Raw genomic sequence first — 20005 nt, forward strand, 5'->3', positions numbered from 1 at the left:
TCATACTATCTCTAATTTTTAAATTAAAAGACATGAAAAAGATAACCATTTTATATATCGCAGGCATACTTTTAGGAGGTATGACAGCCTGTACCAAAGATTTTGAAGAAATCAACACGAACCCAAATGTCGTGGACAAACCCAATCCTAATTACATCTTCAGTAGAGCACAACTTGACGGCTTAAACAACAATTATTTTTTCACCAATATTCTGGAATGTGGTGGCATGATTCAGCATTACGCGACTTACAAAGAAGCTTCTGGAGTGGGAGATAAATATTTAAGCAACGAAGTTTATTTTTCGGCTTATTTCAATCAGGTTTATCCAACAGCATTAAACGAAACCGAAATTGTAATCAATACTGTAAAAAGCACACCAACCGACAGCAATAAACTAAACATTGCTCGTATTTGGAAAGCTTATTTGTACCACAGAATTACAGATTTGTATGGAGATATTCCGTACTCAGAAGCAGCAAAAGCCAATTCAACGCAAGTATTTCTTCCTAAATATGATACTCAGGAATTCATCTATAAAGATTTATTAAAAGAATTGGATGAAGCCGCAACAGCATTAGATCCAGCAAAACCAAGTTTTGGTAAAGCTGATTTTATTTATGATGGTGATGTTACGAAATGGAAAAAATTCTCGTACTCATTAATGCTTCGTTTAGGTTTAAGATTAAGTAAAGTTGATCCTGCTTTGTCTAAAACATGGGTTACCAAAGCCATTGCCGGCGGCGTAATCCTGAACGGAACAGATAATGCAATTATGAAATATACTGATGGACCAAATGATTTCAACAGAAATCCAGTTGGTTTCGACGCCAGAAGACAAGATTTTACAGCAGGTTCATACGGACAAAAAAATGTTGAAGGCGGAAAACTAGCCAAAACATTCATCGATTTATTAAAAACTACTGCCGATCCTAGAATTAGCGTTTATGCAGGAGTTTGGCAAGGAACAGTACAAAACACAACTCTTGCCGCGCAAAAAGGTTTCCCGAATGGAACAAAAGTAGCCCCAACTCCACTGGAACAAGCTACTTATTCTGAGCCAAACCAAAATACTATTTTCAAATACGATGCTCCGCTTGTATTGATTAGTAATGCCGAAACAAATTTATATTTAGCCGAAGCTGCCGCAAGAGGATGGTATACTGCGGAAACGGATAAGGATTTATACGAAAAAGCAGTAAAAGCTTCTTTCTTAAACATGGGAATTTATGGTGCAGCTTATGCAATTACAGATGCAACTGCTTATTTAACACTAAATCCGTACAATGCAGCGGCATCTTTTGAGGCAAAAATGAATCAAATTCATACTCAAATATATGTAGCTTTATTTGTAGATGAGCAAGAAATTTATGCCAATTGGAGAAGAACGGGTTATCCTGTTTTAACACCGGTAAACTTTCCTGGAAACGTAACTAACGGAACAATTCCGAGACGTATAAAATACTCAACCAGCGAATATTCAGTGAATTCAACTAACTTAGCAGAATCCGTTAAACGTCAAGGCGAAGATAGTTTTACAACAAAAATTTGGTGGGATAAATAAAAATAATAACCGTTGACATAATGAATTTAAACACATAGAAACATAGTTTAAAATATAAAAAAGGCGTTTCACTTGCATAAATAAACATAGCTATGTGCTAAAAGCAAGCTTTTTTCAAACTCCTAAATTCAAGCAAAGAAATCTATGTTACTATGTGTTTAATCAAATTTTCACCAATTACTCTCAACCGAGTTAATAATAAAAAAGATAAATGAGCATATTAATTCTTACGGCATGCATTGCGTTTTTAATCATTCAAATAGCTTGGCTTAAAATCAATCCGTTTATTGCCTTTATCATAACAGCCTTATTAGCAGGTCTATTTTTAGGCCTGCCAATAAATACTTTGTCACAAACCGTTCAAAAAGGTCTAGGCGAAATGTTAGGATCTATTACTCTGATTATTGTTTTTGGCACCTGTATTGGTAAACTTACCGTTTCATCAGGCGCCGCCAATGTTATTGCCAAAACTGTTATGGGATGGACGGGCAAAAAATACGTTCGCCTTGGCTTAATGATTACCGGATTTATTGTTGGGATACCTCTATTTTATAGTGTAGGATTTGTTTTGTTAGTTCCATTAATCTTCTCAGTAGCCCATCAATTTAAGCTTTCAAAAGTATATCTGGGAATCCCAATGCTGGCGTCGCTATCAGTAGCACACGGTTTTTTGCCACCACATCCGTCTCCAATGGCTTTAAGCAGTATTTTAAATGCTCAGATTGGACTTGTTTTAGTTTACGGAATCATCATTGCGATTCCAACAATTTTTATTGCAGGTTTATTGTTTTCGAATTTATTAAAAAACATTAAAACCGAATCTGATCATGAAATTATAAATGTTGAAGAAATCGCGAATGAAGGTAAACTTCCGAGTTTCTCATTGAGCTTATTTTCGGCTTTATTTCCGGTTTTCGGATTAACGCTGACTTCGATATTACCTATAATTTCAAAAAATGAAACCTTAATAGACATCTGCAAAACAATTGGCGAACCAAGTATGATCATGCTAATTTCTCTATTGATTTGCACTTATACTTTAGGAATTAGAATGAACAGAAGCATCACATCAGTAATGGACGATTATGCGACAGCAATAAAAGATGTTGCTCTAATTGTTTTAATTGTAGGTGGCGCGGGAGGCTTAAAAGAGGTAATGATCGTGAGCGGCGTAAACGAAACTATAGTGGCAACTTTAACACAAATAAACATTCATCCATATTTATTGGCCTGGATGATGGCGGCAATTATTCGCGTTTGTGTAGGTTCTGCTACTGCAGCCGGATTAATGACTGCCAGCGTTTTATTACCTTTATTACAAACTTCCGGACTCGACCCAAACTTATTGGTTTTATCTGTAGGGGCAGGAAGTTTAATGTGTTCACATGTAAACGACCCAAGCTTTTGGATGTTCAAAGAATATTTTAATATCAGCCTAAAAGACACTTTTAAATCATGGACCGTCATGGAATCTCTAGTATCTGTTTTAGGAATCATTTTCGTTTTTATTTTAAACTCTATAATACATTAATATCATGAATTTATTACCACAAGAAAAATTTGAAACTCTTGGTTTGTCACTTCCGCCCGCGCCTCAACCGCTTGGCATATACAAACCATATTTAGTTGATGGTAAATATTTATACCTTTCAGGTCATGGGCCTGTTAATGACGACAAATCCTTAATCATTGGCCGAATTGGTGATGATATGGATATCGAAGAAGGAAAATTAGCAGCAAGACAAGTCGGCTTAACAATGCTTTCTACAATTGTAACCAATTTTGGGAGCCTGAATAAAGTAAAACGTGTTATAAAAGTTTTAGGAATGGTCAATTGCAATGGCGATTTTTTAAGACACCCGTACGTTATAAATGGTTGCAGCGAATTGTTTGCTGAAGTTTGGGGACAAGAAAACGGAATTGGTGTAAGAAGTGCCGTAGGAATGGGTTCTTTACCGGACAATATTCCTGTTGAAGTTGAAGCTGTTTTCGAATTATATTAAAAAAGATATGCCACAGATTACGTGATTAAAAAAGATTATTTTTTTTTTAGCCACGAATTTCACGAATTTTCACGAATTATTTTAACGCATCGAATTAGTGAAAATTCGTGAAATTCGTGGCTAAAAAAAAACTAAAAACACAGTTTATAAATCATTTTAATCTTTGAAATCTGTGGCAAAAAAAGAAACCCATATAATCTGTGGCAAAAAACAAAAAACATGAATACAAATACCTCATCACAAACTAGAATTGCAACTTTTGGAGAATTATTACTCCGAATGAGCATTGCAGATGGAAACAGGTTTACGCAAGCCAACGAAATAAAAATACATATTGGTGGTGCCGAAGCAAACGTTTGTGTTTTACTTTCTCAACTCGGAATTCAAACCGATTATATTACTAGATTACCTCAGAATGATTTAGCTCAATTGACTTTAAATGAACTTCAGAAATACAAAGTAAATACTTCAAAATGTGTTTATGGCGGCGAACGTTTGGGATTGTACTTTGTTGAAGCCGGAAATCAAATCAGGCAATCACAAGTTATTTACGACCGAAGCAATTCGTCTTTTGCAACTATCGAAAAAGATCAAATAAATTGGGATTTGGCTTTAGCCGATGTTACGCACTTTCACTGGTCAGGAATAAGTCCGGGAGTTTCTCATGAAGCAGGTTTGGCTTGCAAAGAAGCGATTTTGGCAGCACATAAAAAAGGCTTACCAATTTCGTCTGACTTTAATTATAGATCCAAATTGTGGCAATACGGAAAACATCCTTCTGAAATTATGCCCGATTTACTTCAGTACAGCACCATTACAATTGCTGATTTAGATGCTATTGAAATTTATTTCGGAATTAAAACGGATAAAAACGAATCCGACGAAAATCGCTTCCAGAAAACATTCGAATTATTAAAAGCAAAAATGCCACATCTAAAAACACTCGCAATGAGTTTTAGAAAATCAGATGGACCAGCGCATTTGTATAAAGGATTACTGATTCATGAAGGTAATTTTCATCAAACAGAAGAACACAAAATACAAGTCGTAACAGATCAAATTGGTTCCGGAGATGCTTTTACTGCAGGATTATTATATGGATTATCAAATAAATTGTCCGGACAAGAATCCATAAAATGGGCAACTGCCTGTGGCGTAATCAAACAAAGCATCCATGGAGATTTTGCCATAACAAACACAAACGAAATAAGTCACTTTATTAAAAATGGCTCAAGTAATAGAATTAACAGATAAAAAAATAACATGTACAGCATATTAAAAAAGCAAGGTGTACTTCCGTTAGTAACCCAAATCAACATTGAAACAGCCCAAATAGTATTACAATCGGCGGCTGATGCTGGCATAAAAATTATCGAGTTTGCTGCTCGTGCAAGTGATGCTAAAGAAGTTTTTAGCCAAATGATAGCCTTTAAAAAAGCAAATAATATAGATGTAAAAATAGCCGTAGGATCTATCCTAACCGTCGATCATGCTCAAACATTTCATCTTCTTGGAGCAGATTGTATCGTTTGCCCACATACCGATCTGGAAATTGGCAACTATTGTTTTAAAAATAATATTTATTGGATTCCCGGAGCCGCAACACTAAACGAGATTCTTCAAGCCAATAAATTGGGAGCTGAAATTGTAAAACTTTTTCCAGCTGATAAAATTGGCGGTCCAGGATATGTAAAAGCTATCAGAGCACCTTTTCCAGATTTAAAATTAATGCCAACCGGAGGCGTAACCCTTGAAGAAAGTAATTTAAAATCTTGGTTTAAATCGGGAGTAGTTTGCGTAGGAATTGGTTCTAATTTATTTTCAAAAGAAATGCTTTCGAACTTAAGTTACGAGCAATCATTACAAGCTTTCGAAAGTTTAATTGAAGTTGTAGAAAAAATTAGAAACTAAAGTTATGCAAAACAATTGGTGGAAAATTAATTCCGAAATCCGTATCGACACCCCATTTCTGGCTGTTTACGAAGATCGTATTCAGTATAACATCAAGCAATTGATAAAGACAGTGAATGGTGAAACTCAAAAATTAAGACCCCACATTAAAACGCATAAAATTGGAGAGATTCTGGATTTGTTTAAAACCTACAACATCAACAAGGTAAAATGCGCTACGATTGCCGAAGCAGAACTTGCCGCCATACACGAAATTCCAGACGTTCTTCTCTCCTACCAACCTGTTGGTGTAAAAAAAGAAAGATGGATTTCATTACTCAAAAAATATCCAAATATTGCTTTTTCGACCATAGTCGACAATTTAGATTCAGCGAAAGCCTTAGATCAAATTGCACAGAAAAACAATTTAAAACTTACCGTTTATCTGGATTTGAATACGGGAATGAACAGAACCGGAATTTCAATCTCTAAAAATTGGGAAGCTTTAATTTATGAAATCGTCAAACTACAAAACCTTCATTTTGCGGGAATTCATATTTACGATGGTCATTTAAAAGGCGATGTTACGCAACGCATTTCTACAGCATCAAACCTTTTTTTTAGCATAAACGAAGAAATAGAAGCAATCAATAAAAAGCTTGGCTACGAATTAAAAATTGTTGCCGGCGGATCGAACACGTTCCCGTTTTATGCGACTCAAAAAAATATAGAATGCAGCCCCGGAACTTTTGTTTTTTGGGATTCGAATTATCAAATTCATTTACCGGAACAGCATTTTGAACCTGCTTTAGTAATTGTTGGGACAATTATTTCAAAACCAACAAGTGCTACTTTTTGTATTGATATAGGATACAAAGCCGTGGCTTCTGAAAACCCAATCGATAAAAGATTAGTAATCTTAAATGATGAAAACCTAATTCCAACGGCACATTCAGAAGAACATTTAATTATAGAAAACAGAGGGGAAAACGAGTATGCTATAGGCGATACCATTTATGCTCAACCTTATCATGTTTGCCCAACATGTGCGCTTTACGATTCTGTACAAGTCGTAAATGCAGCGCATCAAATTTGCGATCAATGGCTGGTCGTTGCTCGTAGCAGAAAAATTAATATCTAGCAGCAGAAAAAGTAGAATAAAGAAAAAAGAATAGAAAATAGAGCGAAGAAGAAAGAGAATAGACCTGATAATAACATTTGTCTAGAGAACCTCTGAGCCTTTGAACCTTTATACCTAAAAAAAATAATATGTTTATAATAGACGCCCATTTAGACCTGAGCATGAATGCGATGGAATGGAATAGAGATTTAAGAAATGATGCACCAACCTTGCGTCATCTCGAAAAAGGAATGACGGACAAACCAGATCGCGAACGCGCAACGGTTTCGTTCCCTGATTTACGACGCGGTAATATTGGTATTGTTGTAGCCACTCAAATTGCACGATTTGTAAAACCGGGCAGTATTATTCCGGGTTGGAATTCTCCTGAACAGGCTTGGGCACAAACTCAAGGGCAACTGGCGTGGTACAAAGCCATGGAAGAAGCCGGAGAAATCACAGCCATTACAGATAAAAAAACTCTACTAAAACAAATTGATTTATGGAATGACGGAACACCAAATGACAAAAAACCTATTGGTTATATTTTGAGTTTGGAAGGTGCAGATTCTATTGTCGATGTTTCGTATTTAGAAAAAGCACACAATTACGGATTGCGTGCCATTGGTCCCGCACATTACGGACCTGGTCGTTACGCAAACGGAACGGACGCAACCGGAAAAATGAACCAAAACGGTTTGGATTTATTAAAAGAAATGGAACGATTGAACATGATTCTGGACGCAACCCATTTATGCGACGATGCTTTTTGGCAAGCTTTAGATCATTACAATGGGCCAGTTTGGGCAAGCCATAACAATTGCAGAACTTTAGTAAATCATAACCGTCAATATAGTGACGAAATGATAAAAGCATTAATTTCTAGAGGAGCTGTTATTGGTGGCGCTTTAGACGCTTGGATGTTAGTGCCAAATTGGGAAAGAGGCGTTTCGACACCAAAAGATACAAATTGCAATCTGCAAACTGTTTTTCAACACATGGATCATATTTGTCAATTAGCAGGAAATGCAAATCACATTGGGGTAGGATCCGATTTGGATGGTGCTTTTGGTACAGAACAAGGTCCTTATGATTTAGATACCATTGCCGATTTACAAAAATTGGTTTTAATTTTTAAAAACAACGGATATTCCGATGAAGATTTAAATAAAATCTTTCACCAAAACTGGATTAACTTCTTGCTAAAAAATTGGGATTAAATAAAAACTAAACTTGGAACTGCCTTCTTGTACGATTGTAATTTTTCGTCGTTTGGATCAACTTCTGTAACCACATAATTAACCTCAGATAAGTTGGCAATTTTCATTTTTAGAACTGTATCCAGTTTTTCAGAAATAGTCAAAATCGCTGTTTTTTCAGAAGCCTGAATCATTGCTTTTTTTACCTGAACGGTTTCCCAATCAGAATCTGAGAAACCACCTTCGATATCCAAAGCATTTGTTCCTAATATTAATAAATCGACTTTAATATTAGCCAATTGATTGTAGACATCACCACTAACACACATTTGGCTGTAAGAGGAAATACTACCGCCAATCATTATAATTTTAACATTGGGTTTGTCCAAAAGTTCAACAGCAGATAAAACAGTAACGGTAAAAATGGTCAGATTTAAAGTATCAGGAATCAATCGGATAAATTCTCTAATTGTAGTTCCGCCACCAATTAACAAAACCATTCCGTCACGAAGTAAACCTAACGTTTTTTGTGCAATAGTTTGTTTTGCTTCGCCCGCATAAGTTTGATTATTTGCCGAAGAATGGTGATAAGCCTTGGTCATCGCACCGCCTTTTACTTTAATCAATAAAGATTCTGATTCAAGTTCATTAATATCTCGTCTCACAGTATCTTCTGAAACAAATAATTTGGCCGAAAGCGTTTCAAAACTTACACGAGTATGCAAGTTAATTTCCTTTAAAATAAGATTTTTACGTTCTTCCTTAGTGTAATTTACCACTTCATTATCATTACTCATGCAAATTCTTTTTTGTTATTGACAAATGTAAACAATAAATGCAATATTATTGCGAAACAAATTATAACAGTACGTAATAAAAAAGTTAATTTACCTATTTTAAAGACATTTAAACATAAACCCATTTGCAAAAAAAATGCAACCATAACAGACAAATTATAAATTTGTTTAACAAACTAAAGAAACAAGCATGCAAAAAAGTTTTATTCTTCTTTTATTATTCTGTTATTCCTTCGGAAACGCACAAAATACGACAATAATTCCTGCGCCAAATTCATTCAAAACTACAGGAGACAGTATTCACTTGACCGGACAGATTAAAGTGTCTTTCGAAAAAAATAAATTCAGTGCAAGAGAACTCAAAACTGCTCAAATTTTCGAATCGGCCATAAACACAAATACATCAAGTAAAAAAAGCAATATCGAAATTTTGTTTATTACTAAAAACCCGGCTGAATCTTTAAAAAAAGAAGCTTACAAAATCAACATAACTCCAAAAAAAATCACCGTTACCGGAAGTGAAGAAGGATTATTTTATGCTGTTCAGAGTTTATTACAACTTTTACCAAATAAGCCAAAAAATCAGGAAATAAAATTGCCTTGCGTAACCATAGAAGATGAGCCTAGATACAATTATCGCGGACTTCACCTCGATGTTTGCCGACATTTTTTCTCAGTCGATGTTATAAAAGATTTTATCGCACAAATGTCTAGCTATAAGCTAAATAACTTTCATTGGCATTTAACGGACGATCAAGGATGGAGAATTGAGATAAAAAAATATCCAAAACTAACCGAAGTGGGTTCTAAAAGAGCACAAACTTTAGTTGGAAATAAATTCGAAAGATTTCCGTATTTTTTTGACGGAAATCCATACGGAGGATTTTACACTCAGGAAGAAATCAAAGACGTTGTCAAATTTGCCGAAGACCATTATGTAAATATTATTCCGGAAATCGAAATGCCGGGTCACGCAACTGCTGCCGTTACCGCTTATCCTAATTTATCTTGTTTTCCTGATCGATCGTATAAAGTTGTAGAATCGTGGGGTGTTTTTGAAGATATTTTTTGCGCAGGAAAAGAAGAAACTTTTACTTTTCTTGAAGATGTATTGACCGAAGTTATGGCTTTATTCCCTAGTAAGTACATTCACATTGGTGGAGATGAATGCCCAAAAACCAGATGGAAAGAATGCCCAAATTGTCAAAAACGAATTAAGGATTTGGGTTTAAAAAATGAACATGAATTACAAAGTTACTTAACAACCAGAATTGAGAAATTCCTGAATACAAACGGACGACAAATTTTAGGTTGGGATGAAATGCTTGAAGGGGGACTTGCACCAAACGCAGCTGTAATGTCTTGGAGAGGAGAGTCTGGAGGAATTAGCGCAGCAAAACAAAAACATTTTGTGATTATGAATCCGGAACAAGTACTTTATCTAGATTACAACCAAGGATATTCTCCACAAGAACCTTTAACAATTGGAAGATTAACTACTGTAGAAAAAATATACAACTACAACCCAACTCCTGTAGATAGCTTAACTGTCGAAGAACAAAAATACATTATGGGTGTTCAGTCGAATCTTTGGTCAGAATATTTAACAAGTCCCGCCAAACTAAATTATATGATTTATCCGCGTGTATTTGCTTTAGCCGAAATTGCCTGGACAGAACCTAAAAATAAAAACTACAACAGTTTTATTCTAAACCAAATTCCATATCATTTAGAAAAATTAGAAGCACAAAAAAGACTGTATAAAGTCCCGAGTCCTGTTGGCGCAGAAGAAACGGCATTAATTGCATCAAAATATATTTTAGATTTAAAACCAACAATCAAAAACGGACAAATCTTTTATACGATTGACGGATATAATCCAGACGAAACTGCTGAACTTTATACAAAACCTGTAACAGTAAATATTCCAAAAGGAGAATTTAGAATCATTAAAACAGTTCAAATAAGCCCAAGTGGCAGAAGAAGTTCAATTAATAAAATAATCGTTAAAAATCCTGATCTAAAATCGGCACTAGCCATAAAACCATCTAAAAAAGGTTTAAAATTTAATTATTATACAGGAACATTTCAGCAGGTACAAGATTTAGATTTTGCAAAACCTGTTACTTCAGGAATTTTTGAAGGCGCAATAAGCAGCGAAAAATGGAAAACGAAATTAGAGCGCTATATCGGCTTAAAATTTGACGGATACATCTTTATTCCAGAAACTGCAAACTATACTTTTTCGACGCTGTCAGATGATGGATCGAAGCTTTTTATCGATAATGAATTAATTGTCGACAACGATGGCATTCATTGGTTAAATGAAGCATATGGAGCTGTAAAACTTGAAAAAGGATTTCACAAATTCAATATTAGCTATTTTGATCAGGTTGGAGGAACTACTTTAAATTGTTTCATTCAACAGGAAGGAAAAGAAAAGCAGGAAATTAGTGCTTCGCAATTATACTATGAATAGAAAAGCAAAAAACGCATTCAAATTAATGAATGCGTTTTTCTATTTAACTAAATGTATTTTATTATCCTTTTAAACTTGCAGATAAATACTCACGGTTCATACGTGCAATATTTTCAAGAGAAATTCCTTTAGGACATTCAACTTCACAAGCTCCAGTGTTAGTACAGTTACCAAAACCTTCAAGATCCATATGGTGTACCATGTTTAAAACACGATCAACTGCTTCTACCTTACCTTGTGGCAATAAAGCATATTGAGATACTTTTGCAGCAACAAATAACATTGCCGATGAGTTTTTACAAGTTGCAACACAAGCTCCACAACCAATACAAGCAGCAGCATCAAATGATTTATCTGCATCGTGTTTGTTAATCGGAATTGTATTTGCATCAATTGTATTTCCTGAAGTATTTACAGAGATAAATCCTCCTGCATGCTGAATTCTGTCAAAAGAACTTCTGTCTACAACTAAATCTTTAATTACTGGGAAAGCTTTTGCTCTAAATGGCTCAATAAAAATTGTATCACCATCTTTAAACATACGCATGTGTAACTGACAAGTAGTTACTCCTCTGTCTGGCCCGTGTGCTTCTCCATTGATAAATAATGAACACATTCCGCAAATTCCTTCACGACAATCGTGGTCAAAAGCAACTGGTTCTTCTCCTTTGTTGATTAATTGTTCGTTAAGAACATCAAGCATTTCAAGGAAAGACATATCTGGTTCGATTCCGTCGATTGGGTAATCAACAATTCCCCCTTTATCTTGGGCGTTTTTTTGACGCCATATTTTTAATGTAAGTTTCATACCGTTTTAGTTTGAAAGTCATAAAGTCAAAAGTCGAAAGTCACTTGACACATTTGCCTTTTGGACTTTAAGACTTTGGGCTTTCGACCAAATTCTTATTTGTAGCTTCTTTGAACTAATTTAATGTTTTCGTAAACCAGAGGTTCTTTGTGTAATACTGCATCACTTGGTTTTCCTTTGTATTCCCAAGCTGCAACATATGCAAAGTTTTCATCGTCACGAAGTGCTTCTCCTTCTTCTGTTTGGTATTCTTCACGGAAGTGACCTCCACAAGACTCATTACGGTGTAATGCATCTTTTGCGAATAATTCTCCTAACTCTAAGAAATCGGCAACACGTGTCGCTTTCTCTAATTCCTGATTAAATTCGTTAGCGCTTCCTGGCACTTTTACATCTTTATAAAACTCCTCACGTAAAGCAGCAATTTCTTCGATAGCCTCAGTTAAACCTTTAGCATTACGAGCCATACCTACTTTATCCCACATGATTTTTCCTAATTTCTTATGGAAATAATCTACAGAATGAGTTCCTTTATTATTGATAAATCTATCGATTTGATCTTTTACTTCTTTTTCTGCTGCTACGAATTCTGGTAAATCTGTAGAAATTTCACCCATTTTAATATCTGGAGCTAAATAATCTCCAATAGTATAAGGTAATACGAAATATCCATCAGCTAAACCTTGCATTAAAGCAGAAGCTCCAAGTCTGTTTGCTCCGTGATCAGAAAAGTTAGATTCTCCAATTGAGAAACATCCTGGAATTGTAGTCATTAAGTTATAATCAACCCAAGTTCCACCCATTGTGTAGTGAACCGCTGGGTAAATCATCATTGGCGTAGTATAAGGATCTTCGTCGACGATTTTGTAATACATTTGGAATAAGTTTCCGTATTTACTTTTTACGATTGCAGCTCCTAATTTAGTTACCAAAGCAGCATCTTTATCATCTAAACCTTTTACATAAGCATCTTCAGTTCCGTAACGTTTGATTGCTGCAGCAAAATCTAAGTAAACAGCTTCTCCAGTTTTGTTAACACCAAAACCAGCATCACATCTTTCTTTTGCAGCACGAGACGCCACGTCACGAGGTACTAAGTTACCAAAAGCAGGATATCTTCTTTCTAAGAAATAATCTCTCTCAGCTTCAGATAAATCAGTTGCTTTTTTCTTTCCTTCACGAATTGCTTTTGCATCTTCTTGTTTTGCAGGAACCCAAATACGACCGTCATTACGTAACGATTCAGACATCAAAGTCAATTTTGACTGGTGATCTCCTGAAACGGGAATACAAGTTGGGTGAATTTGTGTGTAACAAGGATTTGCAAAAAATGCTCCTTTTTTATGTATTTTCCAAGCTGCTGTTGCGTTACTTCCCATAGCATTTGTTGAAAGAAAAAATACGTTTCCATATCCTCCAGATCCAACTACTACCGCGTGAGCAGAATGTCTTTCTATTTCTCCAGTAACAAGGTTACGAGCGATAATACCTCTTGCTTTACCATTCACGATTACAATGTCTAACATTTCGTGACGGTTGTACATTTTTACTTTTCCACGACCAATCTGACGGTTCATTGCAGAATAAGCTCCTAACAATAATTGTTGTCCAGTTTGTCCTTGCGCATAAAAAGTACGAGAAACCAAAGTTCCTCCAAAAGAACGGTTATCTAATAATCCACCATATTCACGAGCCAATGGCACCCCTTGAGCCACACATTGGTCAATAATATTAGCCGAAACTTCAGCCAAACGGTGAACGTTTGCCTCACGTGCACGGTAGTCACCTCCTTTTACAGTATCATAAAATAATCTGTAAACTGAGTCACCGTCACCTTTATAATTTTTTGCTGCATTGATACCACCTTGTGCTGCAATAGAGTGCGCACGACGAGGTGAATCTTGAAAACAGAATGCTTTTACGTTATATCCCTGCTCTGCCAAAGTAGCCGCAGCTGAACCTCCAGCCAAACCTGTACCAACAATGATAATATCTAAATTACGTTTGTTTGCAGGGTTTACTAAATTAATATGATCTTTATAATCTGTCCATTTGTCCGATATTGGGCCGTGTGGAATTTTTGAATCTAATGCCATTATAATTTATATTAATTATTGAAATGATGAAATAATGCGATTATGACGAAAAGCGCTGGTACTACTACCGCAAATCCATAACCGATTTTACTTAAAAATCTAGAATATTTATTGTTCATTCCTACTGATTGAAGAGAAGAACTGAATCCGTGCCAAAGGTGAAACCCTAATAACACAAATGAAATGCAATAAATACCTGTACGAATTGGATCATGAAACTTGTGAACTAACTCTCCATAATATCTTGTAGCATCTGGAGCTGTACCTGCAATATATTTATAGGTAACTTCAGGAAACCAAAAATCATAGAAATGCAATCCTAAGAAAGCCAAAATAACCAACCCAGAAATAATCATATTTCTTGAGCTCCAAGAAGCATTTGCTGCTCCATTGTATTTTGCATAAGCAATTGGTCTTGCAGCGCTGTTTTGTGCAGTCAATACAAATCCCATAACGAAATGAAAGATTACTCCGATTGCCAAAACTGGTTGCATTACATATTGAATCAGCGGATTGTATCCCATAAAGTGAGATGCTTCGTTAAAAACATTTTCACTAATAATAGAAATAAAATTTAAGGAAACATGCAGCGCTAAAAACGTGATTAAGAATATTCCCGAAAGAGCCATAGCCACTTTCTTTAAGATGGAAGCATTCAATAGTGCAGATTGTGCCATAATTGTTTAAGTAGTTTGTTTTAAAAAATTATACAAAAATAAAGCAATTAGACATGAACTACAACCATTTCGTTGTTATTTATAATGATTTTAAAGAGCTTTCATCGATAATTCTACAAATTATTTAAAAACAATAAAATAGGTTTTATTATAAAGTCATTTTAACAAAATCTTGGTTTTAATATAATTACCAAATTGTTATTTTTTAATGCTTTTTGACTTCTTTTCCTCAAAAATAAAGTCATGATGAATTTTAATGAGCCAAAACAAGTGAATTTTGATAGCATAATTTTACCTTTATCGGCTTCAAAAAAAATGAGAATGAAAACAGGAATTGATGCTATTTCTTTTGATGTAGCCAACATACATTTACCCATAAAAACTTTGGCAATTGCCAGAAATATTGAACCCGAAAAACTAGAAAAAGGGCTCGGATTAATTAAAATGACTTTGCCAGATGTACATCAGGATGCCGTTGTTTTTGGAGCTAATGCTTTGACTAAACTTATTCTTGATAACAAAATAAACTTAAGTGATATTAGCCGAATTTATGTTGGTACTGAAAGCGGAATCGACAGCTCTAAACCTATCAGTTCGTTCTTAATTAGTTTAATGGAACAAAAATTTGGCGAAGATTCTCTTGCAGAATGCGATGTTGTCGATTTTACATTTGCCTGCATTGGCGGTGTAGACGCGTTACAAAACTGTATTGACTTTGTAAAATTAAATCCGACAAAAAAAGCAATTGTTGTTACTACGGATTTCGCAAAATATGATTTAAACTCTACAGGAGAATACACTCAAGGCGCTGGAGCTCTTGCAATGCTTGTAACTTCAAATCCAAGAATTATTGCTTTTGATGAAAATTGGGCAACATCTACAAAAGGTGTTTTTGACTTCTTTAAACCTTACAGAACTATCTCAAAAGAAGCGATTACACAAAATGAAAGCAACGATCCTTGGTTTGACAATTTAGAAGCCGAAATTGAAATTCATAAAGACCAACCGGTTTTTGATGGTCAATATTCGAATCAATGTTATATGGATCGTACGCGAAATGCATATTTCTCATTCAAGAAATTAAAAAACACAACTGAAACTTTATACAATTCCTGGAACAGCATTATCATGCACTTGCCGTATTCTTTTCAGGGACGAAGAATGTTATCTGAAATTTACGCTTTAGATCACGCCGATAAAATCGTTTCAGATAATATTGAACCGGCAGATTATCAAACTAAAATTAAAGAAGTTGGAAAATCTGATGAGTATAGAACGTTTGTAACCGAGAAATTACAACCGGCAGAATTGGCTTCATCGTTAATAGGAAATCTTTATACAGGCTCTATTTTCATGGGATTATTATCGACTTTGGCACATTATTACGATACAAAGCAAGAAGTTGCAGGAACTCAATTTGGATTCCTTGCTTATGGAAGCGGATCGAAATCGAAAGTTTTTGAAGGAACGATTCAACCGGAATGGCAATCGGCATTAGAAAAAACTAAACTTTTTGAGAATTTGAAAGAAAGCACAGAAATTGGTTTTGAAACTTATGAAAGTCTTCATAAAAAAGAACAAAAGCAGAGCGTTCGAACTCCTAAAAACGAATGGATTTTAGATCGAATTGAAAAAGAAATTCCTAATTTAATTGGCGCGCGCTATTACAAATGGATCGATTAATAAAATTCTAGTTTTGAAATTTGACTAAAATAAAAAAAACCGAAGCAAAAATTGCTTCGGTTTTTTTTATATGATATAGCTTCTCACATTATTAATCTGCACTAAGTTATTTGTAGACGTGTGCAATGAAATTGCAGATTTTAAGCATAAAACTACAACGACTCAATAGTCATTATTGAGTGACCATTCGCTCCATAATATAGAGCCGGCCTCATACTAGCCCCACCAGTCGCAGCATTTATAGTTTTAAAATTAACTATATCTCCAGCTTTTAAAAGTACAACCCCAGAAACAAATACAGATTGATCATTTGAAGAAACTGTTAACGAAATAAATGGCATAGTAGACTTACCCGCTTGTCCATTAACATTATTAAAAACTGCAGCTACACGCCAGTTGTCTCCAGCAGAAGCTGTATATCCATTACTTATAGCACTCACTGTTCCTAAAGCATACATATTAAGGGAAATTCGATACTTTCCATCTCTTGCAACTGTATATGAATTTGTTGCTGTATTCCATCCATAAGCTGCCCCATAAAGCGCCTTAGCATCATCAAAAACAACATTTGAAAAGAAATCAATCAATTGCCAATCTGTTCCTGTAGTATTTTGAAATGGCTTTGCACCACCTGCTGAAACCGCAACTGTTTGCATTTGAATTGCCGCAGCTTGCCAAATACCATTACCATTGGCATCAGAAGTTAAAACTTTACCTGAACCAGCTCCTGTTGGGAGTTTTAATCCTGTACCGATTCCATTTGTTCCGCTAATTTCCAGATTGTTCGACGGAGTAGCTGTCCCAATACCAATTTTTCCAGCTGCCGTAATACGCATCCTTTCTACATTATTAGTTTTAATTGGCAAATCAAAAGCATCATTTGTACCTAATGTTTGCAATACACCATTTGTATTCCCTCCTAAAAACCACATAGGCAGTGAACTTGGCAAAAATGTCTTTAAAACACCTCCTGCATCTAATACCACAAGCTTATCTGTAGGCGCACCTGCAATTAATCCATTTATTGCCAAAGTATTACTTCCTGAAGTTGCTAAAACACTAGCTTTTGTTAAGTCTCCCCCAAGTTGTAAATATCCATTATTCGGAGTTAAACCGTTATTTGCATTAGGATGTATAGTTACTCGTTCTCCATATGGAGTAACTACGGTTTTGGTTTGTGCACCAATAAAGCTACTTTGTAGCACTATTAAAATGTAAATAATCTTTTTCATTATATTTAATTGTTTTCTATAAAATTCTTTTTTGTTCAATGCCTTTTTAAATAGATTAAAAAACTGCACAATGTTTTACTATTGGCTCTTTATTTTTAAATTATAAATCTTTTAATATGATCTTACATTTTGTTTCTTCAAACAAATTAGCATACACAATACAAACTGACTTTTCACTTTACAAGAAAGCAGCTTCAGAAACATGCATATATTTATTATTACAAAATGCATTCTAATCATATTTCATACTAACTACAACCCAAAAATAAATTCTTACCACATTTCAGTTTTTTTTCATTTTCCTTTAATTATTGAGTCAAAGTCGATATTTCAGAAGTTATAAACCTTGCACCTTCTTAAATATCTATAAATCAGATTATAATGATTCAATAGTTATTATTGAGTGACCAGGCCCCGCATAAAATATAGCTGGTCTGGTAGTACTTGAATTATTAACAGTCTTAAAACTAAGCACATCTCCTGCTTTTAAATTCGCAACTCCAGAAACAAATACTGATTGATCATTTGCCCCAACTATTACCGAAATAAATGGCATAGAAATAACACTAGACTGTGTATTATTATTATTAAGAATTGCAGCTACACGCCAATCGTCTCCAGCAGTAGCTGTTAATCCGTTACTTATAGCACTCACAGTTCCTAAAGCATACATATTAATTAAAAGGCGATAACTCCCGGATCTTGCAACTTTATATGAACTTGTTGCCGTATCCCATCCAAAAGATGATCCATAAATTGTTTTAGCACCATCAGTATCAACTACCGAAAAGAAATCAATCAATTTCCAATCTGTTTTTGTAGTATTTTGAAATGCTCTTGCAGCACCAATCGAGGTGACAGTCAATTGCAATTGAATTGCCGAACTTTGCCAGTAAGCATTACCACTAGCATCAGCAGTTAACATTTTTCCTGAACTGGCTCCTGTTGGAAGCTTTAATCCTGAACCTGTTCCATTTGCCCCATTAACTTCAAGGTTGTTAGCAGGAGCACTTGTTCCCATACCAACTTTTCCACCTGACGTAATGCGCATCCATTCAGCATTTTTAGTTTGAAACGGTAAATCAAAAGCATTATTTGTACCTAATGTTTGCAATACCCCATTTTTATTTCCTCCCAAAGACCACATAGATAATGAACTTGACGGCAACATATTTAAGACTCCTCCTGGATTTACCATCATCAAATTATCTGTAACAGCCCCCCCAGCAATCCACTTATTGCCAAAGTGTTAACATCAGACGTTTTAATAGTAGTAGGTTTTGTTAAACTTCCCCCAAGTTGTACAAACCCGTTGTTGAGAGTTAAACCATTATTAGCATAAGGATTTATAGTTACTCGTTCACCATTTGGAGTAACTACCGTTTTGGTTTGCGCCATCATAATTCCACTTTGAATTACTAACAGCAAGAATGTAATTTTTCTCATTTTTGATTCTTTTTCTTGATGTATTTTATTATCCAGTTTCTTAAGCACCTTTAAATGAATCGTATTATTCGTTTCTTTTTTAGAACATTTAAAAGTTAATTTGTCTCATATACGAGACAAAATTTTCATACTACTCGAAATAAAACGCAAAAGTACTCAGGGAACGAAGAAGATTTAACCCCCTAGAAGCTTCTTTTGTAATAAATTAGGGTAAAAATAAGTTTCGCTTTAGCATTCATTTTTTAGATATACAACCGTTAAAGAACAGATAATAACCATCATCAAAATATTCCCATAAACACAAAGCTTCTCATTTTGAGCAACAAACCTTTGTCAAAGCTTTAAAATTTGACAAAGGCTAAACACCAATCAAAAAAATAAATCCTTTTTATCCTGTTGTTCCGTTTGCACAAAAGTCCCGTTAAAAGACCGTTCTTCGGCATTCATTCCGTTTGCCATTCCTAACATAAAAGCCGTAATTATTAAAAGCATTTTTCTTTTAATCCAATGAAGTGGTCGCTTAGATTTCTCTAAACGTGTTTTATTTTTTTGTTTATACATTTTACAAATGATAAATGATTAGACATTACTTTATCATGTTATGCGTTGAAGCGCATAAAAGCTTAAAAACTTAAGCTCTGTATAAACCTGTTTTAAAATTATTGGAAATGATTATTTCATTTAAAAAAACAGACTGATTTATAAATGAATTTATTTTTTGATAAAGTACTTTTCGAAATTTGAAAACTATATTAATCTGAAAACTAAAAACATCTTCGTCATTCAGATAATTTAAAACAATTGAGAATATTGTTTTTATGCGATAAGCAAATCGATTGTACTTGTATAAACGAAAAGCTTTAAAATCTGATTCTCTCTTTGTAATTACAAATGAAGATTGATAATAATCTGCCGATTTTGATTGAGAACCCAAAACACCATCATTCGCAATCATGGCAAAAACCAGAATAAGCGAAAGGAGATATTTTAGATATTTATTCATCTTTTGATTT

Annotated in this window: 18 protein-coding genes; 9 read left to right on the top strand and 9 right to left on the bottom strand. The window is 34.7% G+C overall.

What is annotated here, in order from left to right; all coding sequences use genetic code 11:
* Positions 1–32: 32 nt before the first annotated feature.
* The 7 genes from IW18_RS14220 (at position 33) to IW18_RS14250 (ending at position 7795) form a co-directional block, all read left to right on the top strand.
* Positions 33–1562: a SusD/RagB family nutrient-binding outer membrane lipoprotein gene (locus IW18_RS14220; protein ID WP_041518663.1), complete on the top strand. Its 1530-nt coding sequence runs from the start codon at positions 33–35 to the stop codon at positions 1560–1562.
* A 211-nt stretch (positions 1563–1773) separates the two neighbouring features.
* On the top strand, positions 1774–3093 hold the full coding sequence (locus IW18_RS14225) for a GntP family permease (RefSeq protein WP_041518540.1): 1320 nt from the start codon (positions 1774–1776) through the stop codon (positions 3091–3093).
* 4 nt (positions 3094–3097) lie between these two features.
* Positions 3098–3565, top strand: coding sequence for a RidA family protein (locus tag IW18_RS14230; protein ID WP_041518541.1), 468 nt, complete (start codon positions 3098–3100; stop codon positions 3563–3565).
* 219 nt (positions 3566–3784) lie between these two features.
* The gene (locus IW18_RS14235; RefSeq protein WP_041518542.1) at positions 3785–4819 is read left to right on the top strand and encodes a sugar kinase; all 1035 of its coding nucleotides are present in this window, start codon (positions 3785–3787) and stop codon (positions 4817–4819) included.
* Between the two features lie 9 nt (positions 4820–4828).
* Entirely contained in the window at positions 4829–5476 is a 648-nt protein-coding gene (locus tag IW18_RS14240; RefSeq protein ID WP_041518543.1) for a bifunctional 4-hydroxy-2-oxoglutarate aldolase/2-dehydro-3-deoxy-phosphogluconate aldolase, read from the top strand.
* A gap of 4 nt (positions 5477–5480) precedes the next feature.
* Positions 5481–6596, top strand: coding sequence for a D-TA family PLP-dependent enzyme (locus IW18_RS14245; protein WP_041518544.1), 1116 nt, complete (start codon positions 5481–5483; stop codon positions 6594–6596).
* Positions 6597–6724: 128 nt separating this feature from the next.
* A complete protein-coding gene (locus IW18_RS14250) occupies positions 6725–7795 on the top strand; it encodes a dipeptidase (RefSeq protein ID WP_041518545.1) in 1071 nt (356 codons plus the stop codon).
* Here IW18_RS14250 and IW18_RS14255 read toward each other — a convergent pair.
* The gene (locus IW18_RS14255; protein WP_041518546.1) at positions 7792–8571 is read right to left on the bottom strand and encodes a DeoR/GlpR family DNA-binding transcription regulator; all 780 of its coding nucleotides are present in this window, start codon (positions 8569–8571) and stop codon (positions 7792–7794) included. The two genes, IW18_RS14250 and IW18_RS14255, sit on opposite strands and share 4 nt — an antisense overlap.
* Positions 8572–8761: 190 nt before the next feature.
* Here IW18_RS14255 and IW18_RS14260 point away from each other — a divergent pair, with 190 nt between their 5' ends.
* Positions 8762–11050, top strand: coding sequence for a family 20 glycosylhydrolase (locus IW18_RS14260; protein WP_041518547.1), 2289 nt, complete (start codon positions 8762–8764; stop codon positions 11048–11050).
* A gap of 61 nt (positions 11051–11111) precedes the next feature.
* On the opposite strand, the gene IW18_RS14265 is transcribed toward IW18_RS14260, so the two are convergent.
* The 3 genes from IW18_RS14265 to IW18_RS14275 all read right to left on the bottom strand — a co-directional run bounded on the left by IW18_RS14265 (position 11112) and on the right by IW18_RS14275 (position 14631).
* Positions 11112–11858, bottom strand: coding sequence for a succinate dehydrogenase/fumarate reductase iron-sulfur subunit (locus tag IW18_RS14265; RefSeq protein WP_041518548.1), 747 nt, complete (start codon positions 11856–11858; stop codon positions 11112–11114).
* A gap of 95 nt (positions 11859–11953) precedes the next feature.
* Positions 11954–13954: a fumarate reductase/succinate dehydrogenase flavoprotein subunit gene (locus IW18_RS14270; RefSeq protein WP_041518549.1), complete on the bottom strand. Its 2001-nt coding sequence runs from the start codon at positions 13952–13954 to the stop codon at positions 11954–11956.
* An 11-nt stretch (positions 13955–13965) separates the two neighbouring features.
* Entirely contained in the window at positions 13966–14631 is a 666-nt protein-coding gene (locus tag IW18_RS14275; RefSeq protein ID WP_041518550.1) for a succinate dehydrogenase cytochrome b subunit, read from the bottom strand.
* A gap of 321 nt (positions 14632–14952) precedes the next feature.
* On the opposite strand from IW18_RS14275, the gene IW18_RS14280 reads away from it, so the two are divergent.
* Positions 14953–16314: a hydroxymethylglutaryl-CoA synthase family protein gene (locus IW18_RS14280; RefSeq protein ID WP_041518664.1), complete on the top strand. Its 1362-nt coding sequence runs from the start codon at positions 14953–14955 to the stop codon at positions 16312–16314.
* Positions 16315–16466: 152 nt separating this feature from the next.
* On the opposite strand, the gene IW18_RS14285 is transcribed toward IW18_RS14280, so the two are convergent.
* The 5 genes from IW18_RS14285 to IW18_RS14305 form a co-directional block, all read right to left on the bottom strand.
* Complete coding sequence (locus tag IW18_RS14285) at positions 16467–17546, bottom strand: hypothetical protein (RefSeq protein WP_123902553.1); 1080 nt, start codon at positions 17544–17546, stop codon at positions 16467–16469.
* 376 nt (positions 17547–17922) lie between these two features.
* On the bottom strand, positions 17923–18747 hold the full coding sequence (locus IW18_RS14290; protein ID WP_041518552.1) for a hypothetical protein: 825 nt from the start codon (positions 18745–18747) through the stop codon (positions 17923–17925).
* Positions 18747–18992 carry a hypothetical protein gene (locus IW18_RS14295; RefSeq protein WP_123902555.1) on the bottom strand — a complete coding sequence of 82 codons (246 nt, stop codon included), beginning with the start codon at positions 18990–18992 and terminating at the stop codon, positions 18747–18749. The genes IW18_RS14290 and IW18_RS14295 overlap by 1 nt, the downstream gene beginning before the upstream one ends.
* Positions 18993–19361: 369 nt before the next feature.
* A complete protein-coding gene (locus tag IW18_RS14300; RefSeq protein WP_041518554.1) occupies positions 19362–19553 on the bottom strand; it encodes a hypothetical protein in 192 nt (63 codons plus the stop codon).
* Positions 19554–19623: 70 nt separating this feature from the next.
* Positions 19624–19995, bottom strand: coding sequence for a hypothetical protein (locus tag IW18_RS14305; protein WP_041518555.1), 372 nt, complete (start codon positions 19993–19995; stop codon positions 19624–19626).
* Positions 19996–20005: the final 10 nt, after the last annotated feature.

Origin of the sequence: Flavobacterium hibernum (genome assembly GCF_000832125.1) — a bacterium.
GTDB lineage: Bacteria > Bacteroidota > Bacteroidia > Flavobacteriales > Flavobacteriaceae > Flavobacterium > Flavobacterium hibernum.